Source organism: Kitasatospora sp. NPDC053057 (assembly GCF_044546945.1).
In the GTDB taxonomy this organism is placed as follows: Bacteria; Actinomycetota; Actinomycetes; order Streptomycetales; family Streptomycetaceae; genus Kitasatospora.
Map to the genome: position 1 here is coordinate 121,025 of NZ_JBITZP010000019.1, position 15,655 is coordinate 136,679.

At 72.2% G+C, this 15,655-nt stretch carries 10 protein-coding genes; 9 read left to right on the forward strand and 1 reads right to left on the reverse strand.

The features are described from left to right. Positions 1 to 516: 516 nt before the first annotated feature. Both aceE and ACIG5E_RS21280 read left to right on the forward strand, forming a co-directional pair. Positions 517 to 3,267, forward strand: a complete 2,751-nt coding sequence (gene aceE / locus ACIG5E_RS21275) for a pyruvate dehydrogenase (acetyl-transferring), homodimeric type (protein WP_396535494.1) — start codon at positions 517 to 519, stop codon at positions 3,265 to 3,267. Positions 3,268 to 3,374: 107 nt separating this feature from the next. Then, positions 3,375 to 3,833 (forward strand): nitroreductase/quinone reductase family protein, encoded by a 459-nt coding sequence (locus ACIG5E_RS21280; protein ID WP_396535496.1) that lies wholly within the window; start codon positions 3,375 to 3,377, stop codon positions 3,831 to 3,833. A gap of 67 nt (positions 3,834 to 3,900) precedes the next feature. Here the strand turns inward: ACIG5E_RS21280 and ACIG5E_RS21285 are convergent, their stop codons facing one another. Continuing rightward, positions 3,901 to 5,502 carry an MFS transporter gene (locus ACIG5E_RS21285; RefSeq protein WP_396535498.1) on the reverse strand — a complete coding sequence of 534 codons (1,602 nt, stop codon included), beginning with the start codon at positions 5,500 to 5,502 and terminating at the stop codon, positions 3,901 to 3,903. 216 nt (positions 5,503 to 5,718) lie between these two features. Between ACIG5E_RS21285 and ACIG5E_RS21290 the strand changes: the two genes are divergently transcribed. From ACIG5E_RS21290 to ACIG5E_RS21320, 7 genes are all read left to right on the forward strand, one after another. Then, positions 5,719 to 6,399 (forward strand): TetR/AcrR family transcriptional regulator, encoded by a 681-nt coding sequence (locus ACIG5E_RS21290; protein ID WP_396535500.1) that lies wholly within the window; start codon positions 5,719 to 5,721, stop codon positions 6,397 to 6,399. A gap of 84 nt (positions 6,400 to 6,483) precedes the next feature. Then, positions 6,484 to 7,803: a sensor histidine kinase gene (locus tag ACIG5E_RS21295; RefSeq protein WP_396535502.1), complete on the forward strand. Its 1,320-nt coding sequence runs from the start codon at positions 6,484 to 6,486 to the stop codon at positions 7,801 to 7,803. Beyond that, positions 7,800 to 8,474 carry a response regulator gene (locus ACIG5E_RS21300; protein WP_396535504.1) on the forward strand — a complete coding sequence of 225 codons (675 nt, stop codon included), beginning with the start codon at positions 7,800 to 7,802 and terminating at the stop codon, positions 8,472 to 8,474. Before ACIG5E_RS21295 ends, ACIG5E_RS21300 begins: the two co-directional genes overlap by 4 nt. A gap of 143 nt (positions 8,475 to 8,617) precedes the next feature. After that, positions 8,618 to 9,739: an alpha/beta hydrolase gene (locus ACIG5E_RS21305; RefSeq protein WP_396535506.1), complete on the forward strand. Its 1,122-nt coding sequence runs from the start codon at positions 8,618 to 8,620 to the stop codon at positions 9,737 to 9,739. 35 nt (positions 9,740 to 9,774) lie between these two features. Beyond that, a complete protein-coding gene (locus ACIG5E_RS21310) occupies positions 9,775 to 11,004 on the forward strand; it encodes an acyltransferase (RefSeq protein WP_396535508.1) in 1,230 nt (409 codons plus the stop codon). 239 nt (positions 11,005 to 11,243) lie between these two features. Next, positions 11,244 to 13,157, forward strand: coding sequence for a galactose oxidase-like domain-containing protein (locus ACIG5E_RS21315; RefSeq protein ID WP_396535510.1), 1,914 nt, complete (start codon positions 11,244 to 11,246; stop codon positions 13,155 to 13,157). A 31-nt stretch (positions 13,158 to 13,188) separates the two neighbouring features. Beyond that, positions 13,189 to 15,618 carry a Dyp-type peroxidase gene (locus ACIG5E_RS21320; protein WP_396535512.1) on the forward strand — a complete coding sequence of 810 codons (2,430 nt, stop codon included), beginning with the start codon at positions 13,189 to 13,191 and terminating at the stop codon, positions 15,616 to 15,618. Positions 15,619 to 15,655 lie beyond the last annotated feature (37 nt).

The window sequence follows — 15,655 nt, forward strand, 5'->3', positions numbered from 1 at the left end:
GGAATAACCTCCAGTATTCGGCTCGGCATCCATGCCGAGGCTGTGGCCGTAGTCCACACGGGCGCGGCGGTTCGCGCAAGTACCCGACCGCCGATCCCCTCCAAAGGTTGACGCGTCACAGCGGAACACGCCGGTCGACGTGTCGGGAATCACACCGATTTGCCCTTCTCCGCATGGGACAAGGATGCTTCGGGTGGTCCCGGCCCACAGGCCGTACGCGTGCCCGAGATGCGAACGGCATTCGGGGTCCGCACGTGCGCGGGCGTAGAGTCTCCTGTTGGCCCTCACCCCGGCCGCCCGCCATCGGGCGGAGGGGACACCAGGTCGGACCACCTCTTTTCGTAACACCCGGGGGTGTTCGGAGCGGACGAAGACGCCCGCGACGCGCGCCACCAAGCCGCTCCGCCCACCAGGCGGAACGGTTACCGATCGGTAGAGATGACGGATCTCCGAGCGCGGTAGCACGATGGAGGCGGCGCGACACACCTCAGTTTCGACCGACAGTGAAGGAACAGCGTGGCTTCCGGATCCGATCGCAACCCGATCATCATTGGCGGCCTTCCGAGTCAGGTCCCGGACTTCGATCCCGAGGAGACCGCGGAATGGCTGGAGTCGCTCGATGCGGCCATCGACGAGCGGGGGCGTGAGCGTGCCCGTTACCTGATGCTGCGGCTGATCGAGCGCGCCCGCGAGAAGCGTGTCGCCGTGCCCGAGATGCGCAGCACGGACTACGTCAACACCATCGCGACCAAGGACGAGCCGTTCTTCCCCGGCAACGAGGAGATCGAGCGCAAGATCCTCAACGCGACCCGCTGGAACGCGGCCGTCATGGTCTCCCGGGCGCAGCGTCCGGGCATCGGCGTCGGTGGCCACATCGCCACCTTCGCCTCCTCCGCGTCGCTCTACGACGTGGGCTTCAACTACTTCTTCCGCGGCAAGGACGCCGAGGGCGAGTCCGGCGACCAGGTCTTCTTCCAGGGCCACGCCTCCCCCGGCATCTACGCCCGCGCCTTCCTGCTGGACCGACTCACCGAGCAGCAGCTCGACGCGTTCCGCCAGGAGAAGTCGAAGGCCCCGTACGGCCTGTCCAGCTACCCGCACCCGCGGCTGATGCCGGACTTCTGGGAGTTCCCGACCGTCTCGATGGGCCTCGGCCCGCTCGGCGCGATCTACCAGGCCCGGATGAACCGCTACCTGGAGCACCGGGGCATCAAGGACACCTCGGACTCGCAGGTCTACGCCTTCCTCGGCGACGGCGAGATGGACGAGCCCGAGTCGCTCGGCCAGCTGTCGCTGGCCGCCCGCGAGGGCCTGGACAACCTGACCTTCGTGGTCAACTGCAACCTGCAGCGCCTCGACGGCCCGGTCCGCGGCAACGGCAAGATCATCCAGGAGCTGGAGTCCCAGTTCCGGGGCGCCGGCTGGAACGTGATCAAGCTCATCTGGGACCGCAGCTGGGACCCGCTGCTCGCGCAGGACCGCGACGGCGTCCTGGTGAACAAGATGAACACCACGCCGGACGGCCAGTTCCAGACCTACGCCACCGAGACCGGCGACTACATCCGCGAGCACTTCTTCGGCGGCGACCTGCGCCTGCGCGCCATGGTCGAGAACATGACCGACCAGCAGATCCAGCACCTGGGTCGCGGCGGCCACGACCACAAGAAGATCTACGCGGCGTTCAAGGCGGCCCGTGAGCACAAGGGCCAGCCGACGGTCATCCTGGCCCAGACGGTCAAGGGCTGGACGCTGGGCCCCAACTTCGAGGGCCGCAACGCCACCCACCAGATGAAGAAGCTGACGGTCGACGACCTGAAGCGCTTCCGCGACCGGCTGCACCTGCCGATCACCGACAAGCAGCTGGACGAGGGCTACCCGCCCTACTACCACCCGGGCCGCGACTCGGAGGAGATCCAGTACATGCACGACCGCCGCCAGGGCCTCGGCGGCTTCGTGCCCACCCGCAAGGTGCGTCCGCGCCAGCTGGTGCTGCCCGGCGAGGACGCGTACAAGGCGGTCAAGAAGGGTTCCGGCAACCAGACCATCGCCACCACCATGGCGTTCGTCCGGCTGCTCAAGGACCTGATGCGGGACAAGGGCATCGGCAACCGCTTCGTGCCGATCGCGCCGGACGAGTACCGCACCTTCGGCATGGACTCGCTGTTCCCGTCGGCGAAGATCTACAACCCGATGGGCCAGACCTACGAGTCGGTCGACCGCGACCTGCTGCTGGCCTACAAGGAGTCGCCGACCGGCCAGATGCTGCACGACGGCATCTCCGAGGCCGGCTGCACCGCCTCGCTGATCGCCGCCGGTTCGTCCTACGCGACCCACGGCGAGCCGCTGATCCCGGTGTACGTCTTCTACTCGATGTTCGGGTTCCAGCGCACCGGCGACCAGTTCTGGCAGATGGCCGACCAGCTGGCCCGCGGCTTCGTGCTCGGTGCCACCGCCGGTCGCACCACCCTGACCGGTGAGGGCCTGCAGCACGCCGACGGCCACTCGCACCTGCTGGCCTCGACCAACCCCGGCGTCGTCGCGTACGACCCGGCCTACGGCTTCGAGATCGCGCACATCGTCCAGGACGGTCTGCGCCGGATGTACGGCTCCACGGCCGAGCACCCGCACGGCGAGGACGTGTTCTACTACCTCACCGTCTACAACGAGCCGATCAAGATGCCGGCCGAGCCCGAGAACGTGGACGTCGAGGGCATCCTCAAGGGTCTGCACAAGTACGCGCCGGGCACCGCCGGCCAGATCCCGGCCCAGATCCTCGCCTCCGGCGTGGCCGTGCCGTGGGCCCTGGAGGCCCAGCGCATCCTCGCCGAGGAGTGGAACGTCAAGGCCGACGTCTGGTCCGCGACCTCCTGGAACGAGCTGCGTCGCGACGCGGTGGAGGCCGAGGAGTTCAACCTGCTGCACCCCGAGGAGCAGCAGCGCGTGCCGTACGTCACCCAGAAGCTCCAGGGCGCCCAGGGGCCGATCGTCGCGGTGTCCGACTGGATGCGCGCGGTGCCGGACCAGATCGCCCGCTGGGTGCCGGGCCAGTACCAGTCGCTGGGCGCCGACGGCTTCGGCTTCGCCGACACCCGTGGCGCGGCCCGTCGCTTCTTCCACATCGACGCCCAGTCGGTCGTGCTGGCGGTGCTCACCGAGCTCGCCAAGCAGGGCAAGGTGGAGCGCTCGGTGCTGAAGGACGCGATCGACCGCTACCAGCTGCTGGACGTGGCCGCGGCCGACCCGGGTGCCGCCGGCGGCGACGCCTGATCACCCGCTGACGCCTGAAGGGGCCGGACCTCCACGTGGGGTCCGGCCCTTTCGGCGTCCGCGGCGGCTTGACCTTCACACCGGTGTCAGGTCGTACGCTCGGCGGCATGACGAACGAGAAGACGCCGGGGTCCGCCGGAGGGCACCCCGAACCCGCCGACGGCGGGGGCGAGTTCAACCGCGGGGTGATCGCCGAGTTCCGGGCCCGCGGCGGGGTGGTCGGTGGCGACCTCGCCGACGCGACGCTCCTGCTGCTCACCGTGGTCGGCGCCCGCAGCGGCGAACCGCGCACCACCCCGCTGGTCTACCTCCCGGACGGCGAACGCCTGGTGGTCTTCGCCTCCAACGGCGGCAGCCCCACCGACCCGGCCTGGTACCGCAACCTGGTCGCCCGCCCCGAGGTCACCGTCGAGGTCGGCACCGACCGCTACCCGGCCCTGGCGGCCACCGTCGACCCGGCCGAGCACGAGGCGCTCTGGGCCCGCCAGATCGCCGCCCAGCCCCAGTTCGCCGGCTTCCGCACCGAGGCCCGGACGGTTCCTCTGGTGGCGCTCGTCCGGGCCTGAACGGCACGACGGCCCCGGACGCGTCGAAGTCGACATCGACGCCGTCCGGGGCCGTGGCCGTACCGGATCAGATGTGCACGGACGGGCCCGCGTCGGTGCTGCCGCGGCGGGTCAGCAGGGCGAGCAGGGCGGCCGCGAAGGCCACCACGGCGGCCACCACGAAGGCGAGCGACATGCCGCTGACGAAGGACTGGTGCACGGCGCCGGCCATCGCGTCCACCGCCTGCTGCGGGGTGCCGGGCGGAGCCGGCGGGGCGATGCCCAGCTGGGCGGCCTGCTTGAGGCCCTCGGCCTGCGGGCCCTCGACCGGCTGCAGGCCGGCCTTGGCCCAGTTGCCGGGCAGCACGTCGCCGACCTTGGCGGCCATCAGGGCGCCCAGCACGGCGGTGCCGAGGCTCCCGCCGACCTGCATGGCGGCCTGCTGGAGGCCGCCGGCCACGCCGGACAGCTCCAGCGGGGCGTTGCCGACGATGACCTCGGTGGCGCCGACGATGACCGGGCTGATGCCGAGGCCCATCAGGACGAACCAGAGCGACATCACGCCGGTGCCGGAGCCGGTGTCCAGGGTGGACATGCCGACCATGGCGCCGGTGGTGAGCAGCATCCCGACCATGATCGGGATCCGCGGACCGAGCTTGCCGATCGCGATGCCGGCCAGCGGCGAGCCGACGATCATCATGCCGGTCATCGGCAGCAGGTGGACACCGGCGTCGACGGGCTTCATCCCGTGCACGTTCTGCAGGTAGAAGGTCACGAAGAAGATCGCGCCGAAGAACGCGAAGGCCATCAGCACCATCAGCAGCACGCCCGCCGACAGCGGCACCGAGCGGAACAGGCTGAGCGGGATCAGCGGCTCCTTCGCCCGGCCCTGCCAGAGCGCGAAGAGCACCATCAGCACCACGGCGCCGCCCAGGAACAGCAGCGTCCTGCCGGCGCCCCAGCCCCACTCGGGGGCCTTGATGATGCCGAACACCAGCGCGAACATCCCGACCGAGAGCAGTCCGATGCCCGGCAGGTCGAAGGACCTGGCGGCGTTCTCGGCCCGAGCGTCCCGCAGGATCCATAGGCCGAGGGCGAGCGCGATCAGGCCGACCGGGATGTTGATGAAGAACACCGACTCCCAGCTGACGTGCTCGACCAGCAGGCCGCCGACGATCGGGCCGGCCGCGGTGGAGGCGCCGATCACGCCGCCCCAGATGCCGATCGCCATGTTGAGCCGCTCGGCCGGGAAGGCCCCGCGCAGCAGGCCGAGCGCGGCCGGCTGGAGCAGCGCGCCGAACAGGCCCTGGAGCACCCGGAAGGCGATCACGGTCCGGATGTCACCCGCGAAGCCGATCGCGGCCGAGGTGGCGGCGAAGCCGACCGCGCCGACCAGGAAGGTGCTCTTGTGGCCGAAGCGGTCGCCGATCTTGCCGGCGGTGATCAGGAAGACGGCGAGCGCCAGCAGGTAGCCGCTGGTGACCCACTGGATCTCGGAGGGCGCGGCCTTCAGCTTCTCCTGGATCACCGGGTTGGCGATGGCGACGATGGTGCCGTCCAGGGCGACCATCATGACGCCGACCGCGACGGTCAGCAAGGTCAGCCAGGGGTGCCCCTTGAGCCCCCCGGACGGCGGATTCGGTGGCGGCGGTGCGTCCGCCTCGGAGTTCTTGACGACGGACTGACTCATCTGGCCCTCCGTGGGCGTGACAGAGACCGGGACATGACGGTGGCGCTGCGACGACCCACCCGTCCCCACGAGTGCCCAGCCGACGAGCGCCACTCGGCAGATTATGTCAGCTGCTGACATTCGGCAAACAGTGACTTCTGACCTGCACTGACATTTGTCAGGCGGCTAAGGTTGTCCTCCCACCCTCCGCACCAGCGCCCCCGGAAGGCCCCCACCATGGCCGCTCGCACCCCCCACCCCGTCGGCACCCCGGAGGACCTCGGCCGGGCACCCGGCCTGCGGGAGCGCAAGAAGCAGCAGACCCGGGACGCCCTGGTGCAGGCCGCCCACACGCTCTTCCTCGGCCAGGGCTTCGCCCGGACCACCGTCGACGAGATCGCCTCCGCCGTCGACGTCTCCCAGCGCACCTTCTTCCGGTACTTCGCCAACAAGGACGAGGTCGCCCTCGCCGTGATGGCCGACGCCGAGGACTACTTCATCGAGTGCCTGCGCCACCGCCCGGCCGAGGAGACCCCGCTCCAGGCCCTGCGCGCCTCGATCGTCAAGGCCTGGCGCGACCTCGGGAACGCCCGGACCTCCGGCCCCGGCTCGATCAGCAGCGCCCTCGAACTGCTGCGGATCATCGAGGAGACGCCCGCGCTGCTCGCCGCCCACCTGCGCCGGGTCACCGAGCAGGAGCGGCTGGTCGTCCAGGTGCTCGCCGAACGCGAGGGGCTGGACCCGACCCGGGACCTGCGCCCGGTCGTGCTCGCCGCCGTCTTCGGCAGCCTGCTGCGTGCCGCCCACCTGTCCTGGACCGCCGAACAGGAACCGGCCGGCCCCGAGGGCATGGTCGCGGTGATCGAGCGGTACTTCGACCAGCTCGGCCCCGCCCTGGCCGGCCACTGGCGGCCCTGAGCGCGCGGGTCATACCCGAGTACTACGGCGGATTCCGGTCCCTGGTCCGACGCCGGACCACCAGCGCGCCCCTAGTCTGGCCGGATGATCAATTCGACCGCCGGGTCCGGCTCCGTCGGCGCGCTGCGGGCCCTGCTCGGCACGCTCGCCCGGCCGTCCTCCGACCACACCCCGCTGCTGGCCCAGTCTCCCCGTCCGTGGATCCGGCACCTCCCGTACGTCCTCGCGGTGGCCGCGATCGCCTCGCTGCTGCCCAGCGGGATCAACGTGATGGCCCACGACTACGGGCTCAACGGAGGGATCGCCGGCGCCCTGGCCGTCGCGCAGACCGCGCCGCTGCTGCTCGCCGTGAGCCGGCCGCTGGCCGCCTGGTGGATGATCGGCGCCACCGACCTGCTGGCCGCCCTGCTGGTCCTGACCACCGGGAGCCACACCGGCGGCCCCTGGCCGTGGGTCCCCACCAGCCTGGTCGGCTACCTGTTCCTGATGGTTCCGCTCTCCCTCCGCGAGCCGAGGCGCACCCTGGTCGCGGTCTGGCTGGTCACCGCCGGTTCCGGGATCGCCCTGTCGGTCGCCGGGATGGGCTCCCGCTACACCGGGGACAACGTCATCCTCGCGATCGCCCTGACCGGCGCCGTCCTGGTGCTCGGCGGAGCCCTGCGAGAACGCGCCGAGGTCCGCCGGCTGCTCACCGAGCAGGAGCAGATCAGCGAGGTGGAACGCGAGCGCCGCACCCTGCTGGAGGAACGCGCCCGGATCGCACGGGAGTTGCACGACGTGGTGGCCCACCACATGTCGGTGATCGCGGTGCAGGCCGCCAGCGCGCCGTACCGGATCGAGGGCGTCCCGGCCGACGCCGCCGAGGAGTTCACCGCGATCGCCAACACCGCGCGCGAGTCGCTGGCCGAGATGCGCAGGCTGCTCGGCGTGCTGCGCAGCGAGGAGTCCGCCGGGGAGACGGCCCCGCAGCCGGGGGTCGGCCAACTCGCCCAGCTGGTCGAGACGGTGGGGCGGGCCGGGGTGCCCGCCGAGCTGACCGTGGCCGAGGGACTGGCCGAGCGGGTTCCGCAGGCCGTCGGCCTCTCCGCCTACCGGATCGTCCAGGAGGCGCTGGCCAACGTGGTCCGGCACGCCCCCGGCGCGCAGGCCTGGGTGTCGCTCTCGGCGGACGGCCCGGAACTGCGGCTCACCGTGGTCAACGCGGCCCCACCGCAGCGCACCGAGTCGCTGGAGGCCTCGGCCGAGGGCACCGGGCACGGTCTGGTCGGAATGCGGGAACGCGTCCGGCTGGTCGATGGCAGGCTGGACACCGGTCCGCTGCCGGACGGCGGCTTCAAAGTGGCCGCCGTCCTGCCGATCGACCTGCCCGACCGCCCAGACACCCCCGGGGAGAAACCCGCATGACCATCCGCGTGATCATCGTCGACGACCAGGCCATGGTGCGGGCCGGCTTCGCCGCCCTGCTCAACGCCCAGAGCGACATCGACGTGGTGGGGGACGCGGCGGACGGCGCCCAGGCCCTGGAGGTCACCGGCCGCACCCACCCGGACGTGGTGCTGATGGACGTCCGGATGCCCGTCATGGACGGCCTGGAGGCCGCCCGCAAGCTCCTCGACCCGGCCGTCCCCGGCGCCCACCGGCCCAAGGTGCTGATGCTGACCACCTTCGACGTGGACGACTACGTGTACGAGGCGCTGCGCGCGGGGGCCAGCGGCTTCCTGCTCAAGGACGCCCCGCCGGCCGACCTGATCGCCGCGGTCCGGGTGGTCGCGGCCGGCGAGGCACTGCTCGCCCCCTCGGTCACCCGACGGCTGATCGCGGACTTCGCCCGCAACCGGCCCGCCAAGCGCCGCGACCCCAAGCTGCGCCTCAACGGCCTGACCCCGCGCGAGACCGAGGTGCTGGAGCTGATCGCCCGCGGCCTGTCCAACCAGGAGATCGCCGCCCGGCTGGTGCTCGCCGAACAGACCGTCAAGACCCACATCGGGCGCATCCTCGGCAAGCTCGACCTGCGCGACCGCGCCCAGGCGGTGGTGCTGGCGTACGAGTCGGGGCTGGTAACCCCCGGCGAATAAGGGGGGATATCCCCCTCATACCCGGGTAGCACCCGGGAGTTGGCCCCGCGGTGTGACGTCCGCGGGGCCGTCGCATTCCTACCTTCCTCCCCGTCGGCAACCGAATCCGGTCGCCGGCCCAACGGGCAAGGGAGGGCAAGGACATGCGCAGGTTCCGGACCAGGCGGGCGATCGCCGCCACCGCGGTGGCACTGGCGGCCGTGCTCGGCGCGGGCGGCTGGGCCGCCGACACCCAGACCGCCGTCACCGGCCCGCCGCCCGGCAGCGCCGCCTGGACCGCCGACACCGCGCTCGGTCTCCACCCGCCCGACCCGGCCACCAGTACCCCGGCCCAAGTCGCCGCGTTCTTCGCCGGGTTGACGCCCGCGCAGCAGGAGGCCCTGGCCGCCCGCCACCCCCTGGTGGTCGGCAACCTGGACGGCGCCCCGGTCCGACTCCGGTACCACGCCAACACCCTGGCCCTCACCGCCGAACGCACCCGGGAACTCGCCCGGGCCACCGACCCGGCCCTCACCCCGCAGGACCAGCAGGCCGCCCGCACCCGCGCCGAGCGCTACCGCACCCTGCTGGACGGCGACCGGCAGATCCTCGCCTTCGACCCGCGCGGCCGCGGCCAGATCGCCGAGGTGTTCGGCGACCTCGCCACCGCCCCCCGCACCGCCGTGATCGTCCCCGGCTCGGACATCGACCTGCGGACCTTCGACCGCGCCACCGACCCGTACGGCACCCCCGCCGGCATGGCCCGCGCCCTGCGGCAGGCCACCGACGGAGGCACCGCCGTGATCGCCTGGGCCGGCTACACCACCCCGGTCGGCCTCGGCGTCGACGCCGCCACCGAGGACCTCGCCCGGGCCGGCGCCGCCCGCCTCACCCGGCTGCTCGACGGACTCGCCGTCAGCACCCGTCCGCAGGCCCCGCCCACGGTGTTCTGCCACAGCTACGGCTCGGTGGTCTGCGGCCTGGCCCGCCCCACCCCCGACCGGGCCTCCGGCCTGGTGGTGCTCGGCTCGCCCGGCATGGGCGTCGACTCGGCCGCCGACCTCGACCCGGGCGTCCCGCTCTGGGCCACCACCCGCAACGGCTCCGACTGGATCGGCAACGTGCCCAACGTCCGGTTCCTCGGCCTCGGCCACGGCGCGGACCCGACCGGCCCCGGCTTCGGCGCCCGCCCGCTGCCCGCCACCGGATCCCACGGCCACACCGGCTACTTCGCCCCCGGCACCGCCTCGCTCGCCGCCTACGCCGCCATCGCCCAGGGCCACTGAGGCCCGCTGAGACCCGCACTGGAAGGAGCACCGCCATGGCCCACCCGCTCACCACCCTGCGCCGCGCCGCCGAGAAGGTCGACGCGAAGACCCCCGCGACCCGCGACCGCGCCCTGGACGGGCTGCGCGCCCTCGCCCTGCTCTCCGTCCCGATCGGCCACTGGATGCTCGGCGGCCTGACCCGATCCCCCGACGGCGCCCTGCACAACGCCAGCCCGCTCTCCTCGCTCGGCTTCTTCGCCCCGGTCAGCTGGGTGCTCCAGATGCTCGGGGTGTTCTTCCTGGTCGGCGGCCACTCCTCGGTCCGCTCGCTGGAGCGGGCCGCGGCGAAGGGCCTGACCTACGGGAGTTGGCTGCGCGCCCGGACCGTCCGGCTGCTGCGCCCGGTGCTCGGGGTGACGGCGGTGTGGGCGCTGCTGATCCCGCTGCTGCCCCGGCTCGGCCTGCCCGCGGACACCCTGCGCACCGGCGCGACGCTGGTGGTGCAGCCGCTCTGGTACATCGGGGTGTATCTGGCGCTGACCGCGCTCACCCCGCTCTGCGTGGCCTTCGGGCGGCGGCTCGGCCTCTGGTCGGCGGGCCTGCTGGTGGCCTCGGTCGCGGTGGTGGACCTGCTGCGGTACGGCCCGTGGGCCGAGGCGGTGCCCTCCTGGCTCGGCCTGCTGAACCTGCTGCCGGGCTGGATGTTCGGCTACCAGCTGGGCGTGCTGTGGGCGCAGGGCCGGCTCGGCCGCCCGGCGGCCCGGGTGCTGCTGCTCGGCGGCGGCGCGCTGTTCGCCGTGCTGCTGGTCGTGTTCCACTACCCGGCCAGCATGGTGGGCGTGCCGGGCGTCGAGCGGACCAACTCGCACCCGCCGTCCCTGCTGGTGCTCGCCCTGGCGGCGGTGCAGTGCGGCGCCGCGGTGCTGCTGCGGGAGCGGCTGGGCCGGCTGCTGGCCCGCCGTCCGCTGCTCTGGCTGCCGGTGGTGCTGGTCAACCTGTCGGCGATGACGATCTTCTGCTGGCACCAGAGCGCGATGCTCGCGGTGGCGGTGCCCGGTGCGGCCGGCCTCGGTGCCGTACCCGGGCTGACCACCGCGCCGGACTCGCTCGGCTGGGTGGCCGCCCGGCTGGCCCTGCTTCCGCTGTTCGGCGCCGCCCTGGTGGCGATCGGGTGGTTCACCCGGCGCTTCGACGGCCCCTGGACGGCCTTCTCCCGGGTCGGCAAGGCGCTGGCCGGCGCCGCGGCGGCGCTCTTCGCCGCGTACGCGCTGGGGATGGTGTGACGCACGCCGTCGACCACGGCACGACAGGGGCGCGGACCAGCCGGTCCGCGCCCCTTCGACCGTCCGGGGCGCCGGTCGGGCCGGACCGCTCCCCCCAAGGGGCGAATCCGCATGCGAACCACCACGCACTGTGATGTTCTGTGACGGTCGGCGACCATCGCTGGACCGCACCCGCCCCACGGCCCGTCCGTCCGCATTCGCCACTCCTCCCCCGAACCCCTCCCTTCCCGAGGAGACCCATGCCCCCGCCCCACACCCGCCCGCAGCCCCGGCCCCGGGCCGGCCGTCGGCTGTCGGCCACTGCCGTGGTCCTCGCGGTCACCACCGGCACCCTGTTGAGCGCCGTCGCGCCGGCGCTCGCCCACGGCGGGGACGACCTCACCCCGCACGTCGACTCCCGCCGGGTCGCCGAGGAACTGCGACAGGACGAGGTCGCGGCCCTCGGCCAGGAGCACGCCGAGGAGCACGCCCGGATGCGCGCGGCCGTCCGCGGCATCGGCGACTACCCGCAGACCACCCGGACCAACCGGTACAACGCCCTGACGGCCTCCCAGACCAACCACAACAAGGCCTTCGCACCGGAGACCTGGGGCGCGTTCAAGGAGTACTTCCCCTCCCCCGACTTCGGCGACCACGTCGCCCTGCTGCCCACCGGCAAGGTGCTGCTGTTCTCCTTCGAACGGATCGAGACCAACCCGGAGAAGGAACCCGCCCCCACCCAGACCACCGGCAAGGAGAACGCCGGCCGGGCCTTCCTCTGGGATCCGGCCAAGGGCACCGGCAAGGAGGCCTTCAAGCAGGTCAACCCGCCGGTCTCGGACATGCCGGACGGCCTGAACGAGCCCCGCCCGGTGCCGTTCTTCTGCTCCGGCCACTCCTTCCTGCCCAACGGCATGCTCGGCGTCTTCGGCGGCAACCTGGGCGGCAACGGCGGCACCGGCGCCAAGCTCTCGCTCGTCTTCGACCCGTGGACGGAGACCTGGAGCCGCAACCCCGACATGTCGGTGGGCCGCTGGTACCCCTCGGTGGTCACCGGCGCCGACGGCCGGCAGCTGATCATGTCCGGCCAGTCCGAACTCGGCTACGGCACCCCGACCCCGGTGGTCGAGCGCTTCCCGGCCAAGGCCTACCCGGTGCCGGTGAAGAAGACCGACACCCCCAGGGACACCCCGGTGGAGCGGTTCAAGGTCGACGCGCCGTTCAGCTTCGACTACCCTCACCTGTTCTCGCTCAACGACGGCAACGTCTACGGCTTCGGCCGTGCGGCCAACGAGCAGTGGAAGTTCGACCCGTTCGCCGAGACCCGCACCGACCTCACCGCCCGCCCCGACGGCCACAAGCGCAACTACGGCTCCGCCGTGATGCTGCCCAGCGGCGCCAACGGCCCGGACTCCGCGCTGATCCTCGGCGGCGACCGGGACAACCCGAGCACCCTGCGCTTCTCCAACGGCAGTTGGACCGCCGAGAAACCCCGCGCCTTCGGCCGTACCCAGGACGACACGATCCTGCTGCCCACCGGCCGGCTGATGACGGTCAACGGCGCCTACGACATCCGCGACTACGGCAACGGCCCGTACAACCCCAACGCCGACCTCAAGTACCGCCAGGTCGAACTGCGCGACGACCAGGGCAACTGGCAGCTCGGCCCGGTCCAGCGGCTGCCGCGCGGCTACCACTCCAACGCGGTGGTGCTGCCGGACGGGCGGGTCATGGTGACCGGCGACGAGCTCCAGCAGATGGCCAACAACACGGACATCAACGGCACCGTCGACGGCGTCCCGGGCACCGCCGGCCCGATCACCATGAACGGCACCATCGAGATCTACGAGCCGCCGTACCTGCACCAGGGCGAGCGGCCCGCGCTCGCCAACGCGCCCACCGTGCCGGTCGGTTACGACCGGAAGTTCACCGTCACCAGCACCACCCCCGGCCTGGCCGCCAAGGCCGTCCTGCTGGCGCCGACCACCTCCACCCACTCGGTCAACACCAGCCAGCGCCACATCGACCTGCGGATGACCAGCCGGGCCGGCAACCGGCTGGAGTTCCAGGCCCCGCCGGACACCAAGGCCGCCCCGCCCGGCTGGTACATGCTCTTCCTGCTCAGTGACAAGGGCGTGCCCAGCGTCGCGCAGTGGGTCCAGCTCGGCTCCTGATCCCCCGCAGCACGAAAGGAAATCCCACCCCATGACCACGGATCTGAGCCTGCGCGACAGCGTGGAGATCCAGGGCGACATCCTCGCCGGCTTCAAGAAGGACAACGTCAGCGTCCTGTTCCTCAAGTTCGAGGACGCCGCCCGGGCGCGCGACTGGCTGCGCCGGCTGACCCCGCAGATCTCCACCACCCGCGAGGTCGCCGAGTTCAACGAGAGGTTCAGCGAGGCCAGGCAGGCCTCCGGCGGCGACGACCCCAAGTCGCTGACCGCCACCTGGCTGGGCGTCAGCTTCACCTACGAGGGCCTGCGGATGCTGGCCACCACCGACCCCTTCCCGACCGCCCCGCCGGTCGGCAGCGGGCTGGAGGCCTTCAAGGACGGCTCGGCCCAGCGGGCGAGCGCGCTCGGCGACACCGGCGACAACCGCCCGGAGAACTGGCTGTTCGGCAACGGGAAGAACCAGCCGGTCCATGCCGTGCTGAAGATCTCCGCGGACACCGAGCGGGACCTCCAGTCGGCGATCGAGGCGCAGCGGATCGCCGCCGCCGAGTGCCGGGTGCTGATCGTCTACCAGCAGAACGCCCAGACCCTGCTGGGCAGTCGGCGCGGCAAGGAGCACTTCGGCTTCAAGGACGGCATCAGCGAGCCAGGCGTCATCGGCTTCGACAGGCCGAACCCGAACAAGCCGGACGAGGTGGACGGCCACCCGGGCACCCGGCTGATCCCGGCCGGCGAGTTCGTCTGCGGCCTGGACAACGACCGGTTCAGCTTCCCCAGGGACCAGTACCCGGAGTGGTCCCGCAACGGCTCGTTCCAGGTGATCCGCCGGCTCGCCCAGGACGTCCCCGGCTGGTGGTCCCAGGTCGCGGTCAAGCTGGAGGAGCTCCGGCGGGCCAAGGCCGTCCCGGAGCACGCCACCACCGAGTGGCTGGCCGCCCGGATGGTCGGCCGCTGGCGCTCCGGCGCCCCGGTCTGCAAGTACCAGGACCGGGACGTGCCGAACAACCCGACCGCCGCCAAGGACAACGACTTCGACTTCCGGGACGACCCGGAGGGCCTGGTCACCCCGCTCTGGTCGCACCTGCGCAAGACCGAGCCGCGGGCCGGCCTGCAGGAGGCCCCGGACAAGCCCCCGTTCCCGGCCAAGGACCTCAACGGCCGACGGATCATGCGCCGCGGCACCCCGTACGGGGCCCCGTTCGACCCGGCCTCCGAGGGCCCGGGCGGCCCCGACGACCCGCGCGGCCTGCTGTTCATCTGCTACCAGGCGGACATCCAGCGGCAGTTCGAGTTCATCCAGGCCGACTGGATGGACCAGCGGAACTTCCCGCCGAACCGGGACAGCCAGGAGGAGATCCCGCCCGGGCACGCCAAGCCCCGCCCGGTACCCGGCCGGGACCCGGTCACCCAGAACTGCCTGGACCCGGAGACCCGTGAGAACACCCCGGTCGACTTCGAGAGCCGGGACGCGGCCGGCCTGATCGAGCACACCCCGCTGAGCTTCGCCCAGTTCGTCCGGACCACCGGCTCGGTGTACGCCTTCATGCCCTCGCTGAGCATCCTGCGCGGGCTCTGCGAGGGGCGGCTCACCCCGGTCGGGCAGAACGGCACGCAGACCGGCGGGCAGACGGGCGGCCAGACCGGCGGGCAGACCGGCACTCAGACCTGGGGCCAGACGGGTGGCCAGCCCAAGCCGCAGCCGGTGAAGGCCTACCCGTGCGACGAGTTCATCCGCGTCCCGGACCAGTACCGCAAGAACGGCCAGAGCCAGTACTGGGCCTTCCACGGCGACCGCTGCCGGGTGATCTCGATCGCCGACGGCGACGCCCACACCGACCGCAGGGTGGAGGACGACACCTGGCTGACCAGCTGGACCTGCCTCCAGGGCATCGGCCGGGTGGACTGCGTCCTGCCCGTACCGGACCAGCAGGACCCGGCCGGCAAGAGCTGGTACTGGGTGTTCCACAGCACCAGCGGCCGCCAGCAGTACCGGCTGGTCTCGATCACCTGCAACGGCGGCCGGTACACCACCGCCCTGGAGCGCTCGGACCGCGACCTCACCTACTGGGGATCGCTCAGCGGCGTCGGCCAGGTCGACTGCTGGCTGCCGGTGCCGGACCAGCAGGACCCGACCGGCCGGACCAAGAGCTGGTACTGGGTGTTCCACACCACCGGCGGCCGCCAGCAGTACCGGCTGGTCTCGATCGCCGGGGGCTCCGGGCACACCGACGTGCGCGAGCGCACCGACCGTGAGCTCTCCCAGTGGACCTCGCTGAACGGCCTGAGCCGGGTGGACTGCTTCCTGCCCGTCCCGGACCGCCAGCCGGTCGGCGGCCCCTTCGAGTCCTGGGTGTTCAGCGGCCAGAGCTACCGCCGGATCTCGATCGCCGGCGGCAGCGGCCACCCGGACCGGCTGGTCGACGGCGACCGCACCTGCGACAACTGGGCCTCGCTCGGCTGAGGTCCTTGCCGGGCCTTGCGCCCCCCGGTGCGCCACC